Source organism: Rhodospirillaceae bacterium, from assembly GCA_018662005.1.
Lineage (GTDB): Bacteria > Pseudomonadota > Alphaproteobacteria > Rhodospirillales > JABHCV01 > JACNJU01.
The window spans coordinates 104234-120442 of sequence record JABJHA010000004.1 but is presented as its reverse complement, the minus strand read 5'-3'; the positions used below and the strand labels follow the sequence as shown (position 1 = coordinate 120442).

The 16209-nt window shown below is 56.7% G+C and carries 16 protein-coding genes and 1 tRNA gene; 3 read left to right on the top strand and 14 right to left on the bottom strand.

Annotated features, from left to right (window positions below):
- Positions 1–53: 53 nt before the first annotated feature.
- From HOL66_01825 to ribA, 3 genes are all read right to left on the bottom strand, one after another.
- Complete coding sequence (locus HOL66_01825) at positions 54–566, bottom strand: L,D-transpeptidase family protein (protein ID MBT5242964.1); 513 nt, start codon at positions 564–566, stop codon at positions 54–56.
- 37 nt (positions 567–603) lie between these two features.
- Entirely contained in the window at positions 604–1512 is a 909-nt protein-coding gene (locus HOL66_01820) for a hypothetical protein (protein ID MBT5242963.1), read from the bottom strand.
- 171 nt (positions 1513–1683) lie between these two features.
- On the bottom strand, positions 1684–2847 hold the full coding sequence (gene ribA / locus HOL66_01815; GenBank protein ID MBT5242962.1) for a GTP cyclohydrolase II: 1164 nt from the start codon (positions 2845–2847) through the stop codon (positions 1684–1686).
- Positions 2848–2981: 134 nt separating this feature from the next.
- Here ribA and HOL66_01810 point away from each other — a divergent pair, with 134 nt between their 5' ends.
- Positions 2982–3671 carry a response regulator transcription factor gene (locus HOL66_01810; protein MBT5242961.1) on the top strand — a complete coding sequence of 230 codons (690 nt, stop codon included), beginning with the start codon at positions 2982–2984 and terminating at the stop codon, positions 3669–3671.
- A gap of 144 nt (positions 3672–3815) precedes the next feature.
- On the opposite strand, the gene HOL66_01805 is transcribed toward HOL66_01810, so the two are convergent.
- The 6 genes from HOL66_01805 to HOL66_01780 all read right to left on the bottom strand — a co-directional run bounded on the left by HOL66_01805 (position 3816) and on the right by HOL66_01780 (position 11290).
- Complete coding sequence (locus HOL66_01805) at positions 3816–4508, bottom strand: outer membrane lipoprotein carrier protein LolA (GenBank protein ID MBT5242960.1); 693 nt, start codon at positions 4506–4508, stop codon at positions 3816–3818.
- Positions 4456–6822 carry a cell division protein FtsK gene (locus tag HOL66_01800; GenBank protein ID MBT5242959.1) on the bottom strand — a complete coding sequence of 789 codons (2367 nt, stop codon included), beginning with the start codon at positions 6820–6822 and terminating at the stop codon, positions 4456–4458. Before HOL66_01800 ends, HOL66_01805 begins: the two co-directional genes overlap by 53 nt.
- Positions 6823–6857: 35 nt before the next feature.
- Entirely contained in the window at positions 6858–8057 is a 1200-nt protein-coding gene (locus HOL66_01795; GenBank protein ID MBT5242958.1) for an aminotransferase class I/II-fold pyridoxal phosphate-dependent enzyme, read from the bottom strand.
- A 36-nt stretch (positions 8058–8093) separates the two neighbouring features.
- The gene (locus HOL66_01790) at positions 8094–9323 is read right to left on the bottom strand and encodes an ammonium transporter (protein MBT5242957.1); all 1230 of its coding nucleotides are present in this window, start codon (positions 9321–9323) and stop codon (positions 8094–8096) included.
- Positions 9324–9594: 271 nt separating this feature from the next.
- Positions 9595–10935 (bottom strand): ammonium transporter, encoded by a 1341-nt coding sequence (locus HOL66_01785; GenBank protein MBT5242956.1) that lies wholly within the window; start codon positions 10933–10935, stop codon positions 9595–9597.
- Positions 10936–10951: 16 nt separating this feature from the next.
- Entirely contained in the window at positions 10952–11290 is a 339-nt protein-coding gene (locus HOL66_01780) for a P-II family nitrogen regulator (GenBank protein ID MBT5242955.1), read from the bottom strand.
- Between the two features lie 282 nt (positions 11291–11572).
- On the opposite strand from HOL66_01780, the gene HOL66_01775 reads away from it, so the two are divergent.
- A complete protein-coding gene (locus tag HOL66_01775) occupies positions 11573–12805 on the top strand; it encodes a UbiH/UbiF/VisC/COQ6 family ubiquinone biosynthesis hydroxylase (GenBank protein MBT5242954.1) in 1233 nt (410 codons plus the stop codon).
- Positions 12806–13029: 224 nt separating this feature from the next.
- Here HOL66_01775 and HOL66_01770 read toward each other — a convergent pair whose 3' ends face one another.
- The 5 genes from HOL66_01770 to HOL66_01750 form a co-directional block, all read right to left on the bottom strand.
- Positions 13030–13401 carry a DUF971 domain-containing protein gene (locus tag HOL66_01770; GenBank protein ID MBT5242953.1) on the bottom strand — a complete coding sequence of 124 codons (372 nt, stop codon included), beginning with the start codon at positions 13399–13401 and terminating at the stop codon, positions 13030–13032.
- A gap of 31 nt (positions 13402–13432) precedes the next feature.
- A complete protein-coding gene (locus tag HOL66_01765; protein MBT5242952.1) occupies positions 13433–13612 on the bottom strand; it encodes a Trm112 family protein in 180 nt (59 codons plus the stop codon).
- A gap of 60 nt (positions 13613–13672) precedes the next feature.
- Positions 13673–14344, bottom strand: coding sequence for a peptidase S16 (locus tag HOL66_01760; protein MBT5242951.1), 672 nt, complete (start codon positions 14342–14344; stop codon positions 13673–13675).
- Positions 14345–14360: 16 nt separating this feature from the next.
- Positions 14361–15275, bottom strand: coding sequence for a tetratricopeptide repeat protein (locus tag HOL66_01755; GenBank protein MBT5242950.1), 915 nt, complete (start codon positions 15273–15275; stop codon positions 14361–14363).
- A 90-nt stretch (positions 15276–15365) separates the two neighbouring features.
- A complete protein-coding gene (locus HOL66_01750) occupies positions 15366–15854 on the bottom strand; it encodes a prolyl-tRNA synthetase associated domain-containing protein (protein MBT5242949.1) in 489 nt (162 codons plus the stop codon).
- 115 nt (positions 15855–15969) lie between these two features.
- Here HOL66_01750 and HOL66_01745 point away from each other — a divergent pair.
- Positions 15970–16044 (top strand) — tRNA-Gly (locus HOL66_01745).
- Positions 16045–16209: the final 165 nt, after the last annotated feature.

The window sequence follows — 16209 nt, the reverse complement described above, 5'->3', positions numbered from 1 at the left end:
GGAGCGAACGCCGGGCGCTTGAGGGACTTGAACTCTAATGAGGGGCAATTACCCTAACGATCAACAACAAGCACACTGTCTGTGCCACAAGCCGTCAACAACGCCAGCAAGTCTTTCAGAGCCAAGGCGACACAGCCTTCTGTCGGGGTATAGCCGGGCTTGGCGACGTGCATGAAAATTGCGCTGCCTTTGCCGGCCACCACAGGGTCATCGTTGCAGCCAATTTCGACGATCACGTCATAAACGGCGTCGTCCCGCCACAGCTCTTCATGGCGCGCCGGATGGGGTAGGGTGACGGGCTTGTTGTAATCGGCAGAGGCCGGATCATCGCACCAGCCGTCGGCTTTGCTTAATTGTGAAACCGGCAGTGCAGTGTGCACAGCCGGGACCCTGTCGCCTCGAACCATGACACGGCGCAAGGGAAAGCGACCGATAGGGGTGTGGCCGTCGCCTTCTGAAATCTTATCACCGATACCACTGCGCCCAAGGGCGCAACGTGCTTTATGAGGCGTTCCTGCAGCGTCGGTCCAGGAGGCGAAGCCATGGCTGTCGACAAGTATTTCCATATGGGGATTTTATCTGAAATCAGGGAACGATCGAAGATTATTCGGTCTGGTTGCTGGATTCCTCGACGCGCCGGTCGGCGGCGGGCTTGCCCAGTTGGGCGCTATCATCATATTTAGCCAAGGCAATCAGCATGGTTTCGGAGAACCAGCCACCAAGCGGGGCGGCAGCGCCGTTAAGTTGCGACTGATCGCGGCCCAGGGCGATGGCGGTGCTCAGGGCTGCCTGTTTGTCTTGCGTGTTCAGTTGCTGTTCGGCTTTGCGTTGATCCAGGGTTGTCGCATCGGCAGTTTCAACATCGGAAAGAGACAAGGCGGCTTCCTTGCGGGCCCAGTTCAGGACTTCTACATTGGTGGCAATATCAACGGTCTCTGCGGCCGGTGTTTTCAGGCGCGCCTGATCATCATTTACCGACATGCGGCTGGTTTCGCGCCGCGCCCACTCAAGAACCTCGGCATTGGTGGTAATGGGTCCTGCGGCGTCCGCCAGTTCTTCGGCGCTGACCCCGGCGGCGGTAACAAAATCGGCAGGCGGAGGCGAATTGGCAAGGACGACGCCGTCACCTTGTTCATCCTCGCCCGTGAACAGGGCCATCATATGATCGCCCATGTCCTGTCCAGAGCTTTGTTCGACGGCGACATCAACCAGCGCAACGGTCGCACCGATTGGCCCGCCAAACAGGGTGCCCCCGGCAATGCGGGCACCGGGATCGATCTCGTCACCGGTCATTTCCCGATAGACAGTGCTGACCACAGGAATGTGTTGCAAAGGATTGATGATGTCGAGGAAGTCGAGGAAAGTAAAACCATCCGCACCAAAGGCCTGGAACGAATTGCCTTCACGGCCCTCTTCGTCCTTATCGCGTTTCTCGCCAATGTTTTGCAGCGACGTTCTTGGCGTCGGCAATACGGATTGGGAGCTTGTTGTTTCGATTGGCCCGTCTATCATTTCTTGTGTTCACTTCAGTTTGATCACATTTTAATGTCGCCTGTTAATACGCAAGCGGCGTGCCAACTAAAAAATCATATAAATCAATAAGTTGTCGGAAAAATCGCGAAGAAAACCGGGCCCGGCGGCAAGAACTGCCGCCACACCAGGGCAAAAAGCGCCTGTCCGGCCTTAAATCAGGTGGCCGCCACGCGCTGCCTTAGTTTTCAGGTACTGCTCATTGTGCTGGTTGGCGGGGAAGGCGTGTTCGACCCGCTCAACGATTTCCACACCGCAGGCGCTTAAGGCTTCGATCTTTGCCGGGTTATTGGTCAATAGTCGAACCGAAGAAAAACCAAGCTGGTTGAGCATTTCGGCAGCGGGTAGATAGATTCGCTCGTCCGCGTCGAATCCCAGTTGCTCGTTGGCGTCCATGGTATCGAAACCGCGATCTTGAAGTTCATAAGCACGCAATTTGTTTACCAAGCCGATGCCGCGCCCTTCCTGGGCCAGATACAAGAGAACGCCACCACCGGCAGAGGCGATTTCATTGATTGCGCCGCGCAACTGATCGCCGCAATCACACCTGAGGCTGCCCAGCAAATCGCCGGTAAAACATTCCGAATGCAGACGCGTCAGGACCGGCCGCTTGTCATCCGGGGCACCAATGATAATGGCAAGATGCTCAAGGCCGCCATCATCGGGCCTGAAGGCGATAATGCGGGCGTCCTGGGAATCGAGCAGTGGTACGCTTGCCTCGCTGACTGCTTTCAAGGTTCGCGCCTGGGTGTGTTCGTACTGGAAGACGTCCCCGGCATCGACGACCAGCAAGCCATGGCGAATCGCCCAGGCATCAACATCTTCGGCATCGGGATCGCTGATTTCGGCAACCATGGCGGCTGGCAATAGGCGGGCAATCTTGGCAAGCCCGATGGCGGCGGCGGCGCAGCCGTAGGTTTTTGCGCTCTTCACATCTAGATCGCCGGAATGACCTTTTTCAAAATCAAAGTTGGAAAGCGGATCGGCCAATTCAAGGACAGCTTCGGCTTGCCAGCCCTTGGCACAGCTTAGTGCAATGGCCGGGGACTTTTGGTCTGCGGCGTCGATCAGGCTTAAAATCAGGGCACGCCTGAGGGTAATGGCCAGCACCGGTTGTTGCTGGGCAACTGTTTTGAGCTTTTCCAGCCCGTCATCGGTGACAGCCTCTGCCGCCTGAACCAGGGCCGAAACACCGCCACCACCACGCACACAGACCATGCGACCACGGCGCAACTCCGACACACAGCGGTCAACAGCCAGCAGGGATACGGGTTCGCGTGAGGCAGGCATTTGGATGAGTTTGAAGCGGTGCGGCATGTTAATGAGGCCAAATTTCCAGTAACCGGGACCATACCCCCAAAAGGAAAACCCTTAAAGGCGCAATTAAATGTTTTGTGATCTTGGCTTGAAGCGGTTTAAAACCATTATATATCCTTTGGACAGGAAAAAATATGAGCACCGGAAAACAGGTTCTGATTGTCGACGATGAAACGCCGCTGCTGGAAATGCTCAGCGAGCAGTTGCAGTTGCACGAGGAATTCGTCCCGGTCATTGCGACCAGCGGGACGGCGGCGCTTGAACTTGTAAAAAGTGATTATTTTGACGTTATCATTCTAGATGTTGGCCTTCCCGACATGGATGGCCGGGAAGTTTGCCGGCTGATGCGCCGCGGCGGCGTCAAGTCGCCGATTATTATGCTGACAGGTGCCGACACTGACGCCGACACAATATTGGGCCTGGACGCAGGGGCCAACGATTACATTACCAAACCGTTCCGCCTTGGCGTTTTGCTGGCCCGGTTGCGGGCCCATATACGTCAGCACGAACGCAGCGATGATGCGGTGTTTAACATCGGCCCCTACAGTTTCCAGCCGGGAGCCAAATTGTTGCTGGAAACCGAAACCAATAAAAAAGTTCGTCTGACCGATAAGGAGGCGGCGATTTTGAAGTACCTGTACCGGACCGGCGGCAAGGTTATTGGCCGTGATGTGCTACTGGACGAGGTCTGGGGTTATAATGCCGGGGTTACCACACATACACTGGAAACCCACGTTTATCGCTTGCGCCAGAAAATCGAGGAAGACCCTTCTAACGCCCGCATTTTGCTTACCGAACCCGGCGGCTATCGGCTGGCCCCATAAAAAAACGCCCGGCAGGGGGGCTTGCCGGGCGTTTGGGGTCTCTAAATAACAGAGCCCTACAGAATGGCAGGGGAGCCATCCCGGCGGGATGAGAGGTTCCTCCCGTTTTCCTTATTTGGTGATATGCGGATGCCGCTTCAAGGCTTATTTATCACCGGGAGTCCAGGTGCCGTGCTTAAGCTTGACGTTGAAAAGTTTCGGGTCAAAAGAAACATCACGCTGGGTCGATAACAACGAGACGGACGTCTTGATCCCTTGTGGATCAAGGACAATCCACTTTTTTAGCTGTAGCGGTTTGTCGCTGAAAATTAATGTCAACTGGCCACCGTCGTCCTCTTCGCGCACCAGCGTGACACCGATAATGCCCGGCCCACGCTCAATCTTGGTGACAATCAGCTCTCCGGCAAGCAGGGACAGGTTTTCCTGGACCAGGATATCGGCCGGAGTCGTGCCGAGGGGAATGTGGGTGATCTGTTCCAGTTCCTTGTCGTGATAAATCAACCAGGTGCCATCGGCGACGATCAGGAACTGGACCGGCGGGTCGTACTCGATGCGCATTTTTCCCGGACGCGACAGGTAAAAGGTCCCTTCGGCGAAATTGCCTGTCGATGATGCTTGCAGGAACCGCGATTTCAGAGTGATAAGGCCGTTTAAATATTTCTGAACGCGCAGGACATCACTTTTGTCGGCACCCTTAAGGGCCAAAGGCGCGACCTCAGCCGGTGCCTTGCCTGCCAGCGACAGGGTCAGCAGAACGACGGCGAAAGATTTCAGAAACAAGGACTTATAGGACGGTTTCGCCGACTTCCCCGATAAGGACTTCGCGACGGCCGACACGATTGGCTTTTGAGACAACGCCTTCACTCTCCATGCGTTCGATAATCCGGGCAGCCCGGTTATAGCCTATTTGCAGGTGACGTTGAATAAAACTTGTTGATGCCTTGCCTTCGCGGGCGATCAGGGCCACCGCTTCATCGTAAAGCTCATCGCCGGAAGGTTTGCCGGAGCCGCTCAGGCCAATGTTCTCGGTGGCGATTTCTTCGGTGACGTCATCCAGATACTCAGGCGTTCCCCGGGCTTTAAGGAAGCTGACAACATGCTCCACTTCCTCGTCGGAAACAAAAGGTCCGTGGACACGGGTGATCCGCCCGCCGCCCGCCATATACAACATGTCGCCCTGGCCGAGCAGTTGTTCAGCGCCCTGTTCACCCAGAATGGTCCGGCTGTCGATTTTGGACGTCACCTGGAAGCTGATACGGGTCGGGAAATTGGCCTTGATGGTGCCGGTGATAACATCAACCGACGGGCGTTGGGTCGCCATGATCATATGGATACCGGCGGCCCGGGCCATTTGCGCCAAACGCTGAACGGCGGCTTCTACATCCTTGCCGGCAACCAGCATCAGGTCGGCCATTTCATCAATCACCACGACAATAAACGGCAAGGGGTCCATTGAAAGGGGTTGATCTTCCATGATCGGCTTGCCGTCCGTATCGAAGCCCGTTTGCACCCGCCGGGTCAGTGTTTCGCCCTTTTTAGTCGCCTCGCTCAGGCGGGCGTTATATCCGGCAATGTTACGAACGCCCAGTTGCGACATGGCGCGGTAGCGTTCTTCCATTTCCCGAACCGCCCATTTCAGTGCCATCACCGCCTTCGAGGGTTCGGTGACGACCGGAGTCAACAGATGGGGAATGCCCTCGTAAACCGAAAGCTCCAACATTTTCGGATCGATCATGATGAATTTACATTGGTCCGGCGGCAATTGGTAAAGCAGGGACAGGATCATCGTATTGATGCCGACGGATTTACCCGACCCGGTGGTGCCGGCGATCAGCAAGTGCGGCATCCGGGCCAGATCAACCGTTACCGGCAGGCCGCCGATGTCTTTACCCAAAGCCAGGTTGAGCTTGCCGGGCGCGCGCTCAAACGGATCAGAAGCCAGCAGTTCGCGCTGGTAAACCATCTCGCGTTCGACATTAGGTAGCTCAATGCCTATGACATTGCGACCCGGCACGACGGCGACGCGCACCGATACGGCACTCATGGAGCGGGCGATGTCGTCGCTCAGGCCAATAACCCGGGATGTCTTGGTGCCGGGTGCCGGTGAAAGCTCGTACAGGGTGACAACCGGACCCGGGCGGACCTTGATGATGTCGCCGCGAACGCCAAAATCATCGAGAACCGTTTCCAGCAAGCGGGCGTTTTGTTGCAGGGCGTCCTTGTTAACCTTTGTCGCTTCCGTCGCTTCAGGCGGTGATTCGAGTAAATCGTGAGGCGGTAATTCAAACTCTTCGCCGGGAACAAGATCAAGGGTGCGTTGACGCTTGGCGGCGGCCTTGCGTCCGGCCTTTGGTTTCGCCGCTTTTTGGGAAACCGCTGGCGGTGCTGATTTTTTTGGCTCCACACGCGGGCTTGCTGCGGCCCGCTTTGTCGTTGTTGGTGCAGGTTCTGTGGCGGTGCGCGGGGTCACTAGGGGCAGCAGACGGCGTGCCCCGCGACGCAGCAACTGCCAGCCGCGCAAGGTTGTGCCTAGCAACCAGTTTCCCGTCTGTCGCCATTCCTCGGCGCTTAAGCCAAGCACGGTGACAAGCGAAGCGGTGGCGGGCAGGGCCAGGAATAACCCCAGCATCCAGCCTTCAATGGCGGCTTTAAAACCAAGACCGGCGGCTGCGGCGTTCAGTAAGGTGGCTGAGCGTTCAAGCAACACGGATCCGATGACCCCGCCAAGACGCGTCGCCAGCGGCCAGCCGCCGGGGGTCGGCAGGGCGTCCAAACTCATTGAGATCAGGATAAGCGCGAACAGGAACAGACAAATCCGCGCCCAAATCAGACCGGGCGGATTTTTTCGCATGGTCTGGATGCCCCAGACGCCAAGTACCAGTGCCGGGACCGCGCCCGTCAACCCCAGCGACTGCAATAACAGGTCGGCCATATAAGCGCCGCCCAAACCAAGCAGGTTTACGGGCCCGCCATCCGATGCGCTGTTGAACGAAGGGTCGCCCGGCGCGTACGAGATCAGGGCGGCGAAAATCAACAGGCCGCTTAGGGAAAGGGCGAGGCCGATAATTTCGCTAAATCGCCGCCTTAAAAAAGCACTTACGCTTTCGGGCAGGATTGACGCGGCGCCAGTATTGGTCAGGGTTCTAGCCATACCCTAAGTTCTACGACACCAATGTTTACAAGACCTTAACGCAGAACCTTGAGAATTCCCTGAAGCGCCGTTTTTGTCACATCGGGGGGGTGGACGAGGGCGACGCGGATGTAATCGTCGCCGGGACTGGTTCCGTCCGCCTCCGTCCTCGATATATAAGCTCCGGGCAGCACCCTTAAGCCCGCTTCCGCCCATAATCGTTTGGCCGCTTCTTCGCCGCCGCCGTGGACAGAAACATCGAGCCACAGGAAAAAGCCGCCAGCCGGGCGTTTGTAGCCATAGCGGCCCCCGATAAGCTGATCGGCAAGATCAAACTTTTGTCGGTAAAGGGCGCGGTTTTCTTCGACATGCGCCTCATCGCGCCACAAAGCGCTCGACGCGGCCATAATCGGCATGGGCATGGTCGCGCCTGCGAAACTGCGCAAATATTTGAAGCGCTTGATCAGTCTTGCGTCGCCAGCGACAAAACCGGAGCGCAGGCCCGGCGCGCTGGAACGCTTGGATAGGGAATGGAAGATCAGGACATTGTCCATACCGCCCAGGCTCGCGCACACTTCGGCCCCGCCAGGTGGCGGACGGTCACTGTAAATTTCGCTATAGCACTCATCGATGGCGAGCACGAAATCATGCCTGCGGGCCAGGGAGATGGCGCGCTCAAGATAGGCGGCATCGGCGACAGCGCCCTGCGGATTGGCTGGGGAGCACAGTGTCATCAATGCCGTACGGCTTAAGGTCTGCTGGTCAAGGGCGTCCAGGTCGGGGAGGAAGCCGCTGTCCCGGGTGGCGGCCATGGTGATGGCTTCAGCGCCCGACATTTCAGCAGCCCCGGAATAGACATGATAGAGCGGATTGGGAAACAGTACCGCCGGGCGCGGCCCCTTTCGGACGCTATCGACGGCCAGCATGGCGATCAGATAAAGCGCCTCGCGAGTACCGACGACAGGCAGGATTTGACAATCCGGATCAATAAAGCCATCGGCCAAATTGTAGCGCCGGCCCAGCCACTGGACGACGGCGTCCCGAAAATCAGCGGTTCCGTCGATTGGCGGGTAGCGGCCCCACAGGTCATTGCTGGCGCTTAGGGTTTCCCCGATCAATCCCGGCGGGGTGTGTTTGGGCTCGCCGATGGACAAGGCCAGCGGGGTTATCCCGGCAGGCGGCGACAGGGGATCAAGCAGGTCACGCAGGCGATCGAAGGGGTAGTCGGTCAGGTTGTCGAGCAGGGAATTTATCATGCGGGGACAATAACCTAGTATCCGAGTGGATAAAATCTAACTCCTCACGTCATCCTCCGGATAAGCGCCAATCTGGTGCAGGGACAGGTCGGCTCCCTGGAATTCCTCTTCCTCACTCAGGCGAATGCCCATACTGGCTTTCAGACCACCGTAGATGACAAAACCGGCAACGGTGGCAAAAGCGACACCGACAAGACTGCCGACTAATTGCGCCATGAAGCTGACACCGCCCAGACCACCGAAGGCTTCCAGGCCAAAGATACCGGCAGCGAGACCGCCCCACAGGCCGCACATGCCGTGCAGGGGCCAGACACCAAGCACATCGTCAATTTTCCAGCGACTCTGACATTGGTTAAAGCCCCAGACAAATAAGGCCCCGGCGGCGGCCCCGACAAACAGCGCGCCGACGGGATGCATGATGTCGGAGCCGGCGCAAACGGCGACCAGGCCGGCCAGGGCTCCGTTATGGACAAAACCCGGATCATTGCGTCCGACGACGACGGCGGCGAGGATGCCGCCGACCATGGCCATGAGCGAATTCATGGCGACCAGACCGCTGGCGCCTTCAAGGCCTTGCGCACTCATCACATTAAAGCCGAACCAGCCGACGGACAGTATCCACGAACCGAGGGCAAGAAAGGGGATGCTTGACGGCGGAATGCCGATCATCCGGCCATCCTTGCGGTAACGCCCCATGCGCGCCCCCAACATAATGACAGCGCCCAGCGCCATCCAGCCGCCAACCGCGTGGACGACGATGGAACCGGCAAAATCGTGGAAGCCGAAGCCGAAGGAGGCGGCAATCATATCCTGAAAGCCAAATTTGGAACCCCAGACCATGCCCTCGAAGGTCGGGTAAACGATACCGACGATAATGGCGGTGGCGGCCAGCTGCGGCCAGAACTTGGCGCGCTCGGCGATGCCACCGGAAATAATCGCCGGGATCGCTGCGGCAAAGGTCATCAGGAAAAAGAATTTCACAAGATCATAGCCGCTGGCGGCAAAGGCGTAACCTTCCCCCGCACCACCGATCAAATCCTTGGCGCTATACATGAAGTTGACGCCGTAGGCGACCATGTAACCGATAAAAAAGTAGACAACGGTCGACATCGCCAGATCGACGATGATTTTAACCAGTGCGTTTACCTGATTCTTGCGCCGCACGGTGCCGACTTCAAGAAATGCGAAACCCGCGTGCATCGCCAGCACCATGACCGCACCGATGAGCACGAAAAAAACATCCGCACCCGATTTGATCGCTTCCATAGTTTCTTCTCCCCGGGAAATTTGGTCAACCTAAATTACAATTGTGCGCGCAAAGATTACAAGAACCGTGCCAATACGCAGGCAAAGCCCTATAGCCCTTGGCCGACAAGGGAAAAGTACAAAAACAGAAGGCTTCGTTGCAAAGTCGAAACGGGTAAAATTGCTGAAAATTAAAGCAACTGTCGGCCTCGTGGGCAAAATTTAAGCAAAACATGGCCCGCAAGGCTTACACCTTACGGGCCATGTGCTCCTTGGAAGGGTCAGGGGGGGGTCAGAGGGACTGAGAACCCCTGCCAAATTCCGGATAAGCCTCCATGCCCAGTTCTGCCTGATCGAGACCCAGCATTTCATCTTCTTCGCTGACCCGGATACCGACGCTGAACTTGAGCGCCAGCCAGGCGAGCGTTGAGGAGACGATAACAAAACCACCGATGGCGATGACGCCTGTTAATTGGGCCGTAAAACTGGCATCGGCATTGGTAAGCGGTACCGCCAGCGTGCCCCAGATTCCGGCACCCAGATGGGCTGGAATGGCGCCAACCACGTCGTCGATCTTGAACTTGTCAAGCAGCGGCACCAGGAAGACGACTAGGGCGCCGCCAACCGCGCCAATAAGTAACGCCTGTCCCATGGCCGGGCTGTCGGGACCGGCGGTGATCGAAACCAGCCCGGCGATGGCGCCGTTTAAGGCCATGGACAGATCAACCTTTTTGTAGACAAGCTGGGTCAGGACCATCGCCGCCAGGACGCCACCGACGGCGGCAATGTTGGTGTTGATGTAGATGGTCGAGATGGCGATGGCGTCAGCCGCGCTGGCCAGCGCCAATTGTGAGCCACCGTTAAAGCCGAACCAGCCAAGCCACAGGATGAAGGTGCCAAGCGTCGCCAACGGCAGGTTCGCGCCGGGTAACGGGTGGATGCCGCCTGACGTGTATTTGCCCTTACGGGCGCCGAGGATGAGAGCGCCTGTGAGCGCCGCCCAACCGCCGACGGAATGAACCAGTGTCGAACCGGCAAAATCGGAAAAGCCAGCTTCTGCCAGCCAGCCGCCGCCCCATTGCCAGGCTCCCTGGATCGGGTAAATGATGGCGGTCAGGATGACGACGAAGGCCAGAAACGGCCACAACTTGATGCGCTCGGCCAACGTGCCAGAGACGATCGAGGCGGCTGTCGCGACGAACACCATCTGGAAAAACCAGTCGGATTCTGCGGCGTAACCACCGTCGAAGTTTCCGGCCAGGGCGTCGGCGTTGTCACCGCCCCAGATTGCAAAGCTACCCATATAACCGCCGTCCACACCGGCGTACATCAGGTTGTAACCGACAACGTAAAAGGTCAGCCCGGCGATTGAATAAAGGGCGATATTTTTAAGACAGATGGTGGCGGTGTTTTTGGAGCGCACCAGTCCGGATTCCAGCATCGCAAAACCGGCGGCCATAAACATCACCAAAAAGCCGTGAACAAGAAACGAGAAAGTGTTGAGAATATACTGGGTTTCGGAGAGCTCTCCGGCCGTGGCTGAAGATGTGGTGAGGAGTGTTAACCCCGTGGTGGCCACTGCGGCCATCGCGGCAACAGCAGCAAGGCGGCTTTTGTTTTTTTGAATATCCATTGAATTAATCCTTTGCCTACAGGGCTTCGTTGTCGGTTTCGCCGGTCCGGATGCGGACCGCCGAAGAAATGTCGTAGACGAAAATCTTGCCGTCGCCGATTTTGCCGGTTTCGGCAGTTGATTTGATGGCCTCGACAATGCTCTCGACCATTTCGTCGGCTACGGCGATTTCCAGTTTCACCTTGGGCAGAAAGTGGACGGTGTACTCTGCCCCGCGATAGATTTCGGCGTGGCCTTTTTGCCTGCCAAAACCTTTGACTTCGCTTACCGTCATGCCCTCGACGCCGAGACCAGATAGGACCTCGCGGACATCGTCGAGCTTGAAGGGTTTGATAACGGCCATGATCAGCTTCATAACGCTTGATCCCTATATTTGGTTTAGCGACCCCACCTGGTTGGCGGGCCTTGCTTTGTAAGTTCCCTTGCGCAAGGGGTAAAAGCCCTGCACAGTGGTTTCAGGGTCTTCTATTTCAAGGTCCGTGCCAGAATCGTGATTTCGAGTAAATAGTGTTTAAAAACAATTCATTAAGGCGTATACTTACGGGTATTTCTGAACCGGCAGAGACGCAAACTTGCCTATTTATTAGGCGAAATATAATTATGCTTAAATTTTATGCAAACATAGGCAGGAAATAGAATGTTAGGCAGTGATACCGGCCAGGAATTGCAAGCGGACGTGCTGATTGCTGGCGGCGGTCTGGTTGGCGGTACCCTTGCTTGTGGTCTGGCCATGGGCGGTTTGTCGGTGCTTGTCGTTGATGCGCAAGACCCTGCTGATGGCCTGGATGCCGCATTTGATGGCCGCGCCTCGGCAATTGCGCTTTCCTCGCAGCGGGTCCTCGAGGGTCTGGGTCTGTGGGCCTCAATGGAGGCGGCGAGCGCGGCAATAAAGGAAATTCGTGTTTCCGATGGTGATTCGCTGTTCTTCCTCCACTACGACCGCCAAGACGTTGGTGCTGAAGCCTTTGGCTATATGGTTGAAAACCGGACGATCCGAACGGCACTGGCGCGTCGCTTTACCGAATTGGATAATCTTACATTACTGGCCCCTGCCCGCATTGACGTGGTCGAGCGCAACCCCGGAAATGTGCGCGCTACCCTGGCCGATGGTCGCAAGATCAAGGCGCGGTTGATTATTGGCGCGGAAGGCCGCAACTCGCCAACGCGCGAACAGGCCGGGATCGCACTGACAAACTGGTCCTACAGGCAAACCGGGATCGTCTGCACCGTCGCCCACGAATACTCACATGACAATGTTGCCCACGAACGCTTCTTGCCCGCGGGCCCGTTCGCCATTTTACCCTTACCGAACAATCGCTCCTCCATCGTCTGGACCGAGCGTGAAGACCTGGCGCCCGGACTGGTGGCCCTGGATGATGATGCTTTCCTGGCGGAACTTAAAGACCGGTTTGGCGATTTTCTGGGCAAGCTCGAGGTCGTCGGGCCGCGCTGGGCCTATCCCCTGTCCCTGCAATACGCCGAGCAGGCCACCGACCACCGGTTGGTGCTGGCAGGTGACGCCTCCCACGCCATGCACCCGATCGCCGGGCAGGGCCTGAACATGGGGCTTCGTGATGTGGCGGTGCTGGCCGAGGTTCTGACCGATGCCGGACGTCTGGGTCTTGATCCCGGTGCCGGTACTGTACTGGAGTCTTATGAGCGCTGGCGGCGCTTCGACAATACCCTGATGCTGGCCATGACCGATGTCCTCAACAGGCTGTTCTCCAACGATGTCATGCCGGTGAGGCTAGCCCGCGATCTGGGGCTCGCTGCCGTCAACAGGATGCCGCCCTTAAAGAAGGTGTTTATGGAGCACGCCATGGGATTGGCAGGCGATTTGCCAAGATTGATGCGCGGGGAGGAGCTTTAAGATTGGCCCCTCAGGCGCCGGGCGGGGTCTCCGACCCCTTGGCTCGCCGCATAAGCGGCGGCCCGCAGTCGCGGGCTTGAAGAAAAAAGTGCGGGAACCAGGTTTCCAAGCAACAGGAAATGGCTCCTGTTGCCATTTGAATCTTGACTTCCAGAGGCCCAGCCAAGCGAGCGGAGTGAGCGCCCGGCGACTGAGGGGCATGATCCTTAAAGAGGGGCGAACTATTAAGGATCGCGACTTAAACCTTTTGACTCCAATTCGCTTAAATAACCTTCCCAGATCGCCTGCTGATTTTCGCCAAAGGCGTACAGGGCGTCCCAAGTGTAGATGCCGGTGTCGTGCAGGTCATCGAACTTGATGGTAATGGCGTAGTTACCGACTGGTTCAACGCCCATGATGCCGACATGACGGCGGCCAGCGACGACCTGCTTTTGCGACGGGCTATGGCCCTGAACCTCAGCTGACGGGCTTTCGACCCTGAGCAATTCAGCGGGCAGGGAAAAAGTTGCACCATCTTCAAAATCCAGCTCGAGGATTTTTTCTTTGGATTTCAGGCGAATTTCGGTGGGCTTGTGTTGCTGACTGTAGTCACTCATTTAAAAACGGGGTCCTGAAAAAAGGGCGGGGTTACGATAACTCACGGGCCTCATCAACCAGCATGATCGGAATGCCATCGCGAATGGGATAAGCCAGTTTGGCCCCCTCGCTAATCAATTCCTGGGCTTGCTCGTCATAGGTCAGCGGCCCCTTGGTTAAGGGGCAGACCAGAATTTCAAGCAACTTGGCATCGACGGTACGCTGGGTCATGGTTTTGATCCGTTTATATAGGGTGTCAAAAAAAGAATATAAGGCCCTGGACTAAAGAAATTAATGACGAAACAGCCCGGCCTGATCGCTATCTTCAAGCAGGGCCATCTCCATCAATGATGATAGCAATTCACCGCGCTCTGATAAACCCGGGGTTTCCAGCAGCGCCTGCTTTTCACTGGATGCCAGTGGACAGATCATGGCCAGCGAGGTAACCAGGGTCTCATCGCTGGCTTCTTCAATGGCTTGCCAGTCGACTTCAATATCCTTCAGTTCAAAAAACTGCCGGACCGCGCCAATCAGGCGCGGGCGATCAGGAATAGTCCCTTCGTCCTCGCGGATGTCGGCGGCAAAGGCGCTGTAATCGACCTGGGCCCGGCGGTAGCCCTGCTGCAGGGCAAGCTCGCTATCAATGTGAAAGCGGCAAAGGCCGCGCAGGGCGATAAACAGATGCCCGGTTTCGGTTTCCTCGAAGGAGACAACGCGCCCGGCGCAGCCGATTGGATAAAGCGGGGCGTTGTCCGGAACAGGGTCGGCGCAAACGCCTTGCGGTTGCACCATGCCAATGACGCGTCCGTTACCCAAGGCATCTTCAACCATGCTCAGATAACGTGGCTCGAAAATATTAAGAGGCAAGTGGCCGTGCGGCAGCAACAAGGCGCCGCTTAAAGGAAACAGGGCGATGACATCAGGAAAGACGCTGATCCCCAAATCCCCATAGGTGCCGGTCATGACTGCAAGACCTTTCTCATGAGAACAGTACCGTTGAAAGATTGCGACGGGCCTCGGCGGTTACCGGATCAGAATGGCCCAGGGCTTCAAAAATCTTCAGCATCTGTTGGCGTGCCGCGTCGTCATTCCAGGCGCGATCCCGGCGGATGATTTCAAGCAATTGCTCAAGCGCTTCTTCTGCTTTGCCACTGCCATACAGGCTTAGGGCAAGATCGAAGCGGGCCTGATGATCATTCTCGTTTGCCGAAAGCTTTGCCTGGAATTCTTCAGTGTCACCACCCGCGCCGCCATCTTCGGCCAACTCCAAAGCCGTCATGGCGGCCTGAACGTCGCCGTCTTTGAGGGTCGCTTCTTCTAGCCCTTCAATAAGGGATTTGGCGTGCTCGAGCTCGCCTGCGGCAAGGTAGCAACGGATCAGACCGGCAATGGCGGGGCCGCTGGATTGTTCCTGGGCGAGGACTTGCGCGTAAATGGCGCTGGCCTGTTCGGGCGCTCCGTCATCAAGCAGCGCCTTGGCTTGTTCAAGCGCCTCTTCGATGGGCGCCTTGACGTCACCGGTCAGGCGTTTGATAAAGGCTTTGACCTGACTTTCGGGCTGGGCCCCGGCAAAGGCGTCGATGGGCTGACCGTGTTTAAATCCGAAAACCGTTGGCGCCGTCTGCACCTGCAACTGGGCAGCCAGTTGCTGATTTTCATCGACATTGACATTGACCATCTTGACGATGCCACCGCCCAGGCTGACCAGTTTTTCCAGCGTCGCGGTTAGCTGTATGCAAGGCTCGCTACGCGGTGAGCTGAAATTGACAATCACCGGCACGGTTTTGGATTGCTCAACTACATCAACCACAAAAGTGGAGACATCACTGTTCTTGATCAGCTCGCCAGCTGCGGGGGCGCTATTTACTGGGGTGCCGTCTTCTTCGATAATCATCGTTCTCGCCGCTTTCACTTAAAGTCATAAACCGGTAGTGCGCCACATAAATGGCGGCTTTCTTTCGCTGCCGCAAGGGGCAAGGCATTATTAAAGCTCGACCAGATCGGGTTCGTGGCCGGTGTCACGGATAAAGGTCAGCAGATCATTGGGGCTAATGGCCGTTGTCATGGTGTTGATCAGGGGGTGATAGTTAAGCAAATCCATGGCCATCATCTCCTTATCAAGGACAACCCGAACTTGGTGCTCGTTATCGTTTATCAAGGCAAACGGTGTGACCGACCCCGGCTCGACGCCCAAAACATCGCGTAACAGATCGGGCTTACCAAATGATAGATGATGCGCGCCAATTTTGTGGCGCAGCTCTTTCATGTTGATGGGCCGCTCATCAAGTGTGACAACAAGCCATAACGCCCCCTTTTTGTCTTTTAGAAACAGGTTTTTGCAATGACCGCCGGGAAGGTGGCTGCAATGGGCCTGGGATTCCTCAACCGTGAAAACCGGCACGTGGGTGTGGGTTTGGGAAGCAATACCCAAGTCTTCCAATCGCTTGAGGATGGTCTCTGATGTGGCGTCCATGGCGGCGATCATAAGACCGCGTGCAGGTCCTGACCAGCCCCCCTTTTTGGTGTCTGTCATGATGGGGCTTGCAAAGCCCACTGCTTTAAGTATTATCCCCCACCGCAACACAAATGCGGGCGTAGCTCAGGGGTAGAGCGAAACCTTGCCAAGGTTTAGGTCGTGAGTTCGAATCTCATCGCCCGCTCCATCCAAAGCCCTCGGGGGATAGCCTCCGGGGGCTTTGTTTTTGGGGCTCCCCTGTCTATTTTTTGATTAAAAATTAAACCTGCTTTGCCCTCTTAAGGCGGACATATTATTCAGCCTCTGAATAGGTCTGCTATTAGCCATAAGGAAATATTCCAAGCGGTAAAAT

Coding starts and splice junctions, on each gene's coding strand:
- HOL66_01825 (MBT5242964.1), bottom strand. CDS start 566: ATGGAAATACTTGTCGACAGCCATGGCTTCGCCTCCTGGACCGACGCT.
- HOL66_01800 (MBT5242959.1), bottom strand. CDS start 6,822: ATGGCTAGAACCCTGACCAATACTGGCGCCGCGTCAATCCTGCCCGAA.
- HOL66_01820 (MBT5242963.1), bottom strand. CDS start 1,512: ATGATAGACGGGCCAATCGAAACAACAAGCTCCCAATCCGTATTGCCG.
- HOL66_01765 (MBT5242952.1), bottom strand. CDS start 13,612: ATGACCCAGCGTACCGTCGATGCCAAGTTGCTTGAAATTCTGGTCTGC.
- HOL66_01770 (MBT5242953.1), bottom strand. CDS start 13,401: ATGAGTGACTACAGTCAGCAACACAAGCCCACCGAAATTCGCCTGAAA.
- HOL66_01750 (MBT5242949.1), bottom strand. CDS start 15,854: ATGGACGCCACATCAGAGACCATCCTCAAGCGATTGGAAGACTTGGGT.
- HOL66_01760 (MBT5242951.1), bottom strand. CDS start 14,344: ATGACCGGCACCTATGGGGATTTGGGGATCAGCGTCTTTCCTGATGTC.
- HOL66_01785 (MBT5242956.1), bottom strand. CDS start 10,935: ATGGATATTCAAAAAAACAAAAGCCGCCTTGCTGCTGTTGCCGCGATG.
- HOL66_01790 (MBT5242957.1), bottom strand. CDS start 9,323: ATGGAAGCGATCAAATCGGGTGCGGATGTTTTTTTCGTGCTCATCGGT.
- HOL66_01810 (MBT5242961.1), top strand. CDS start 2,982: ATGAGCACCGGAAAACAGGTTCTGATTGTCGACGATGAAACGCCGCTG.
- HOL66_01780 (MBT5242955.1), bottom strand. CDS start 11,290: ATGAAGCTGATCATGGCCGTTATCAAACCCTTCAAGCTCGACGATGTC.
- HOL66_01775 (MBT5242954.1), top strand. CDS start 11,573: ATGTTAGGCAGTGATACCGGCCAGGAATTGCAAGCGGACGTGCTGATT.
- HOL66_01755 (MBT5242950.1), bottom strand. CDS start 15,275: ATGATTATCGAAGAAGACGGCACCCCAGTAAATAGCGCCCCCGCAGCT.
- ribA (MBT5242962.1), bottom strand. CDS start 2,847: ATGCCGCACCGCTTCAAACTCATCCAAATGCCTGCCTCACGCGAACCC.
- HOL66_01795 (MBT5242958.1), bottom strand. CDS start 8,057: ATGATAAATTCCCTGCTCGACAACCTGACCGACTACCCCTTCGATCGC.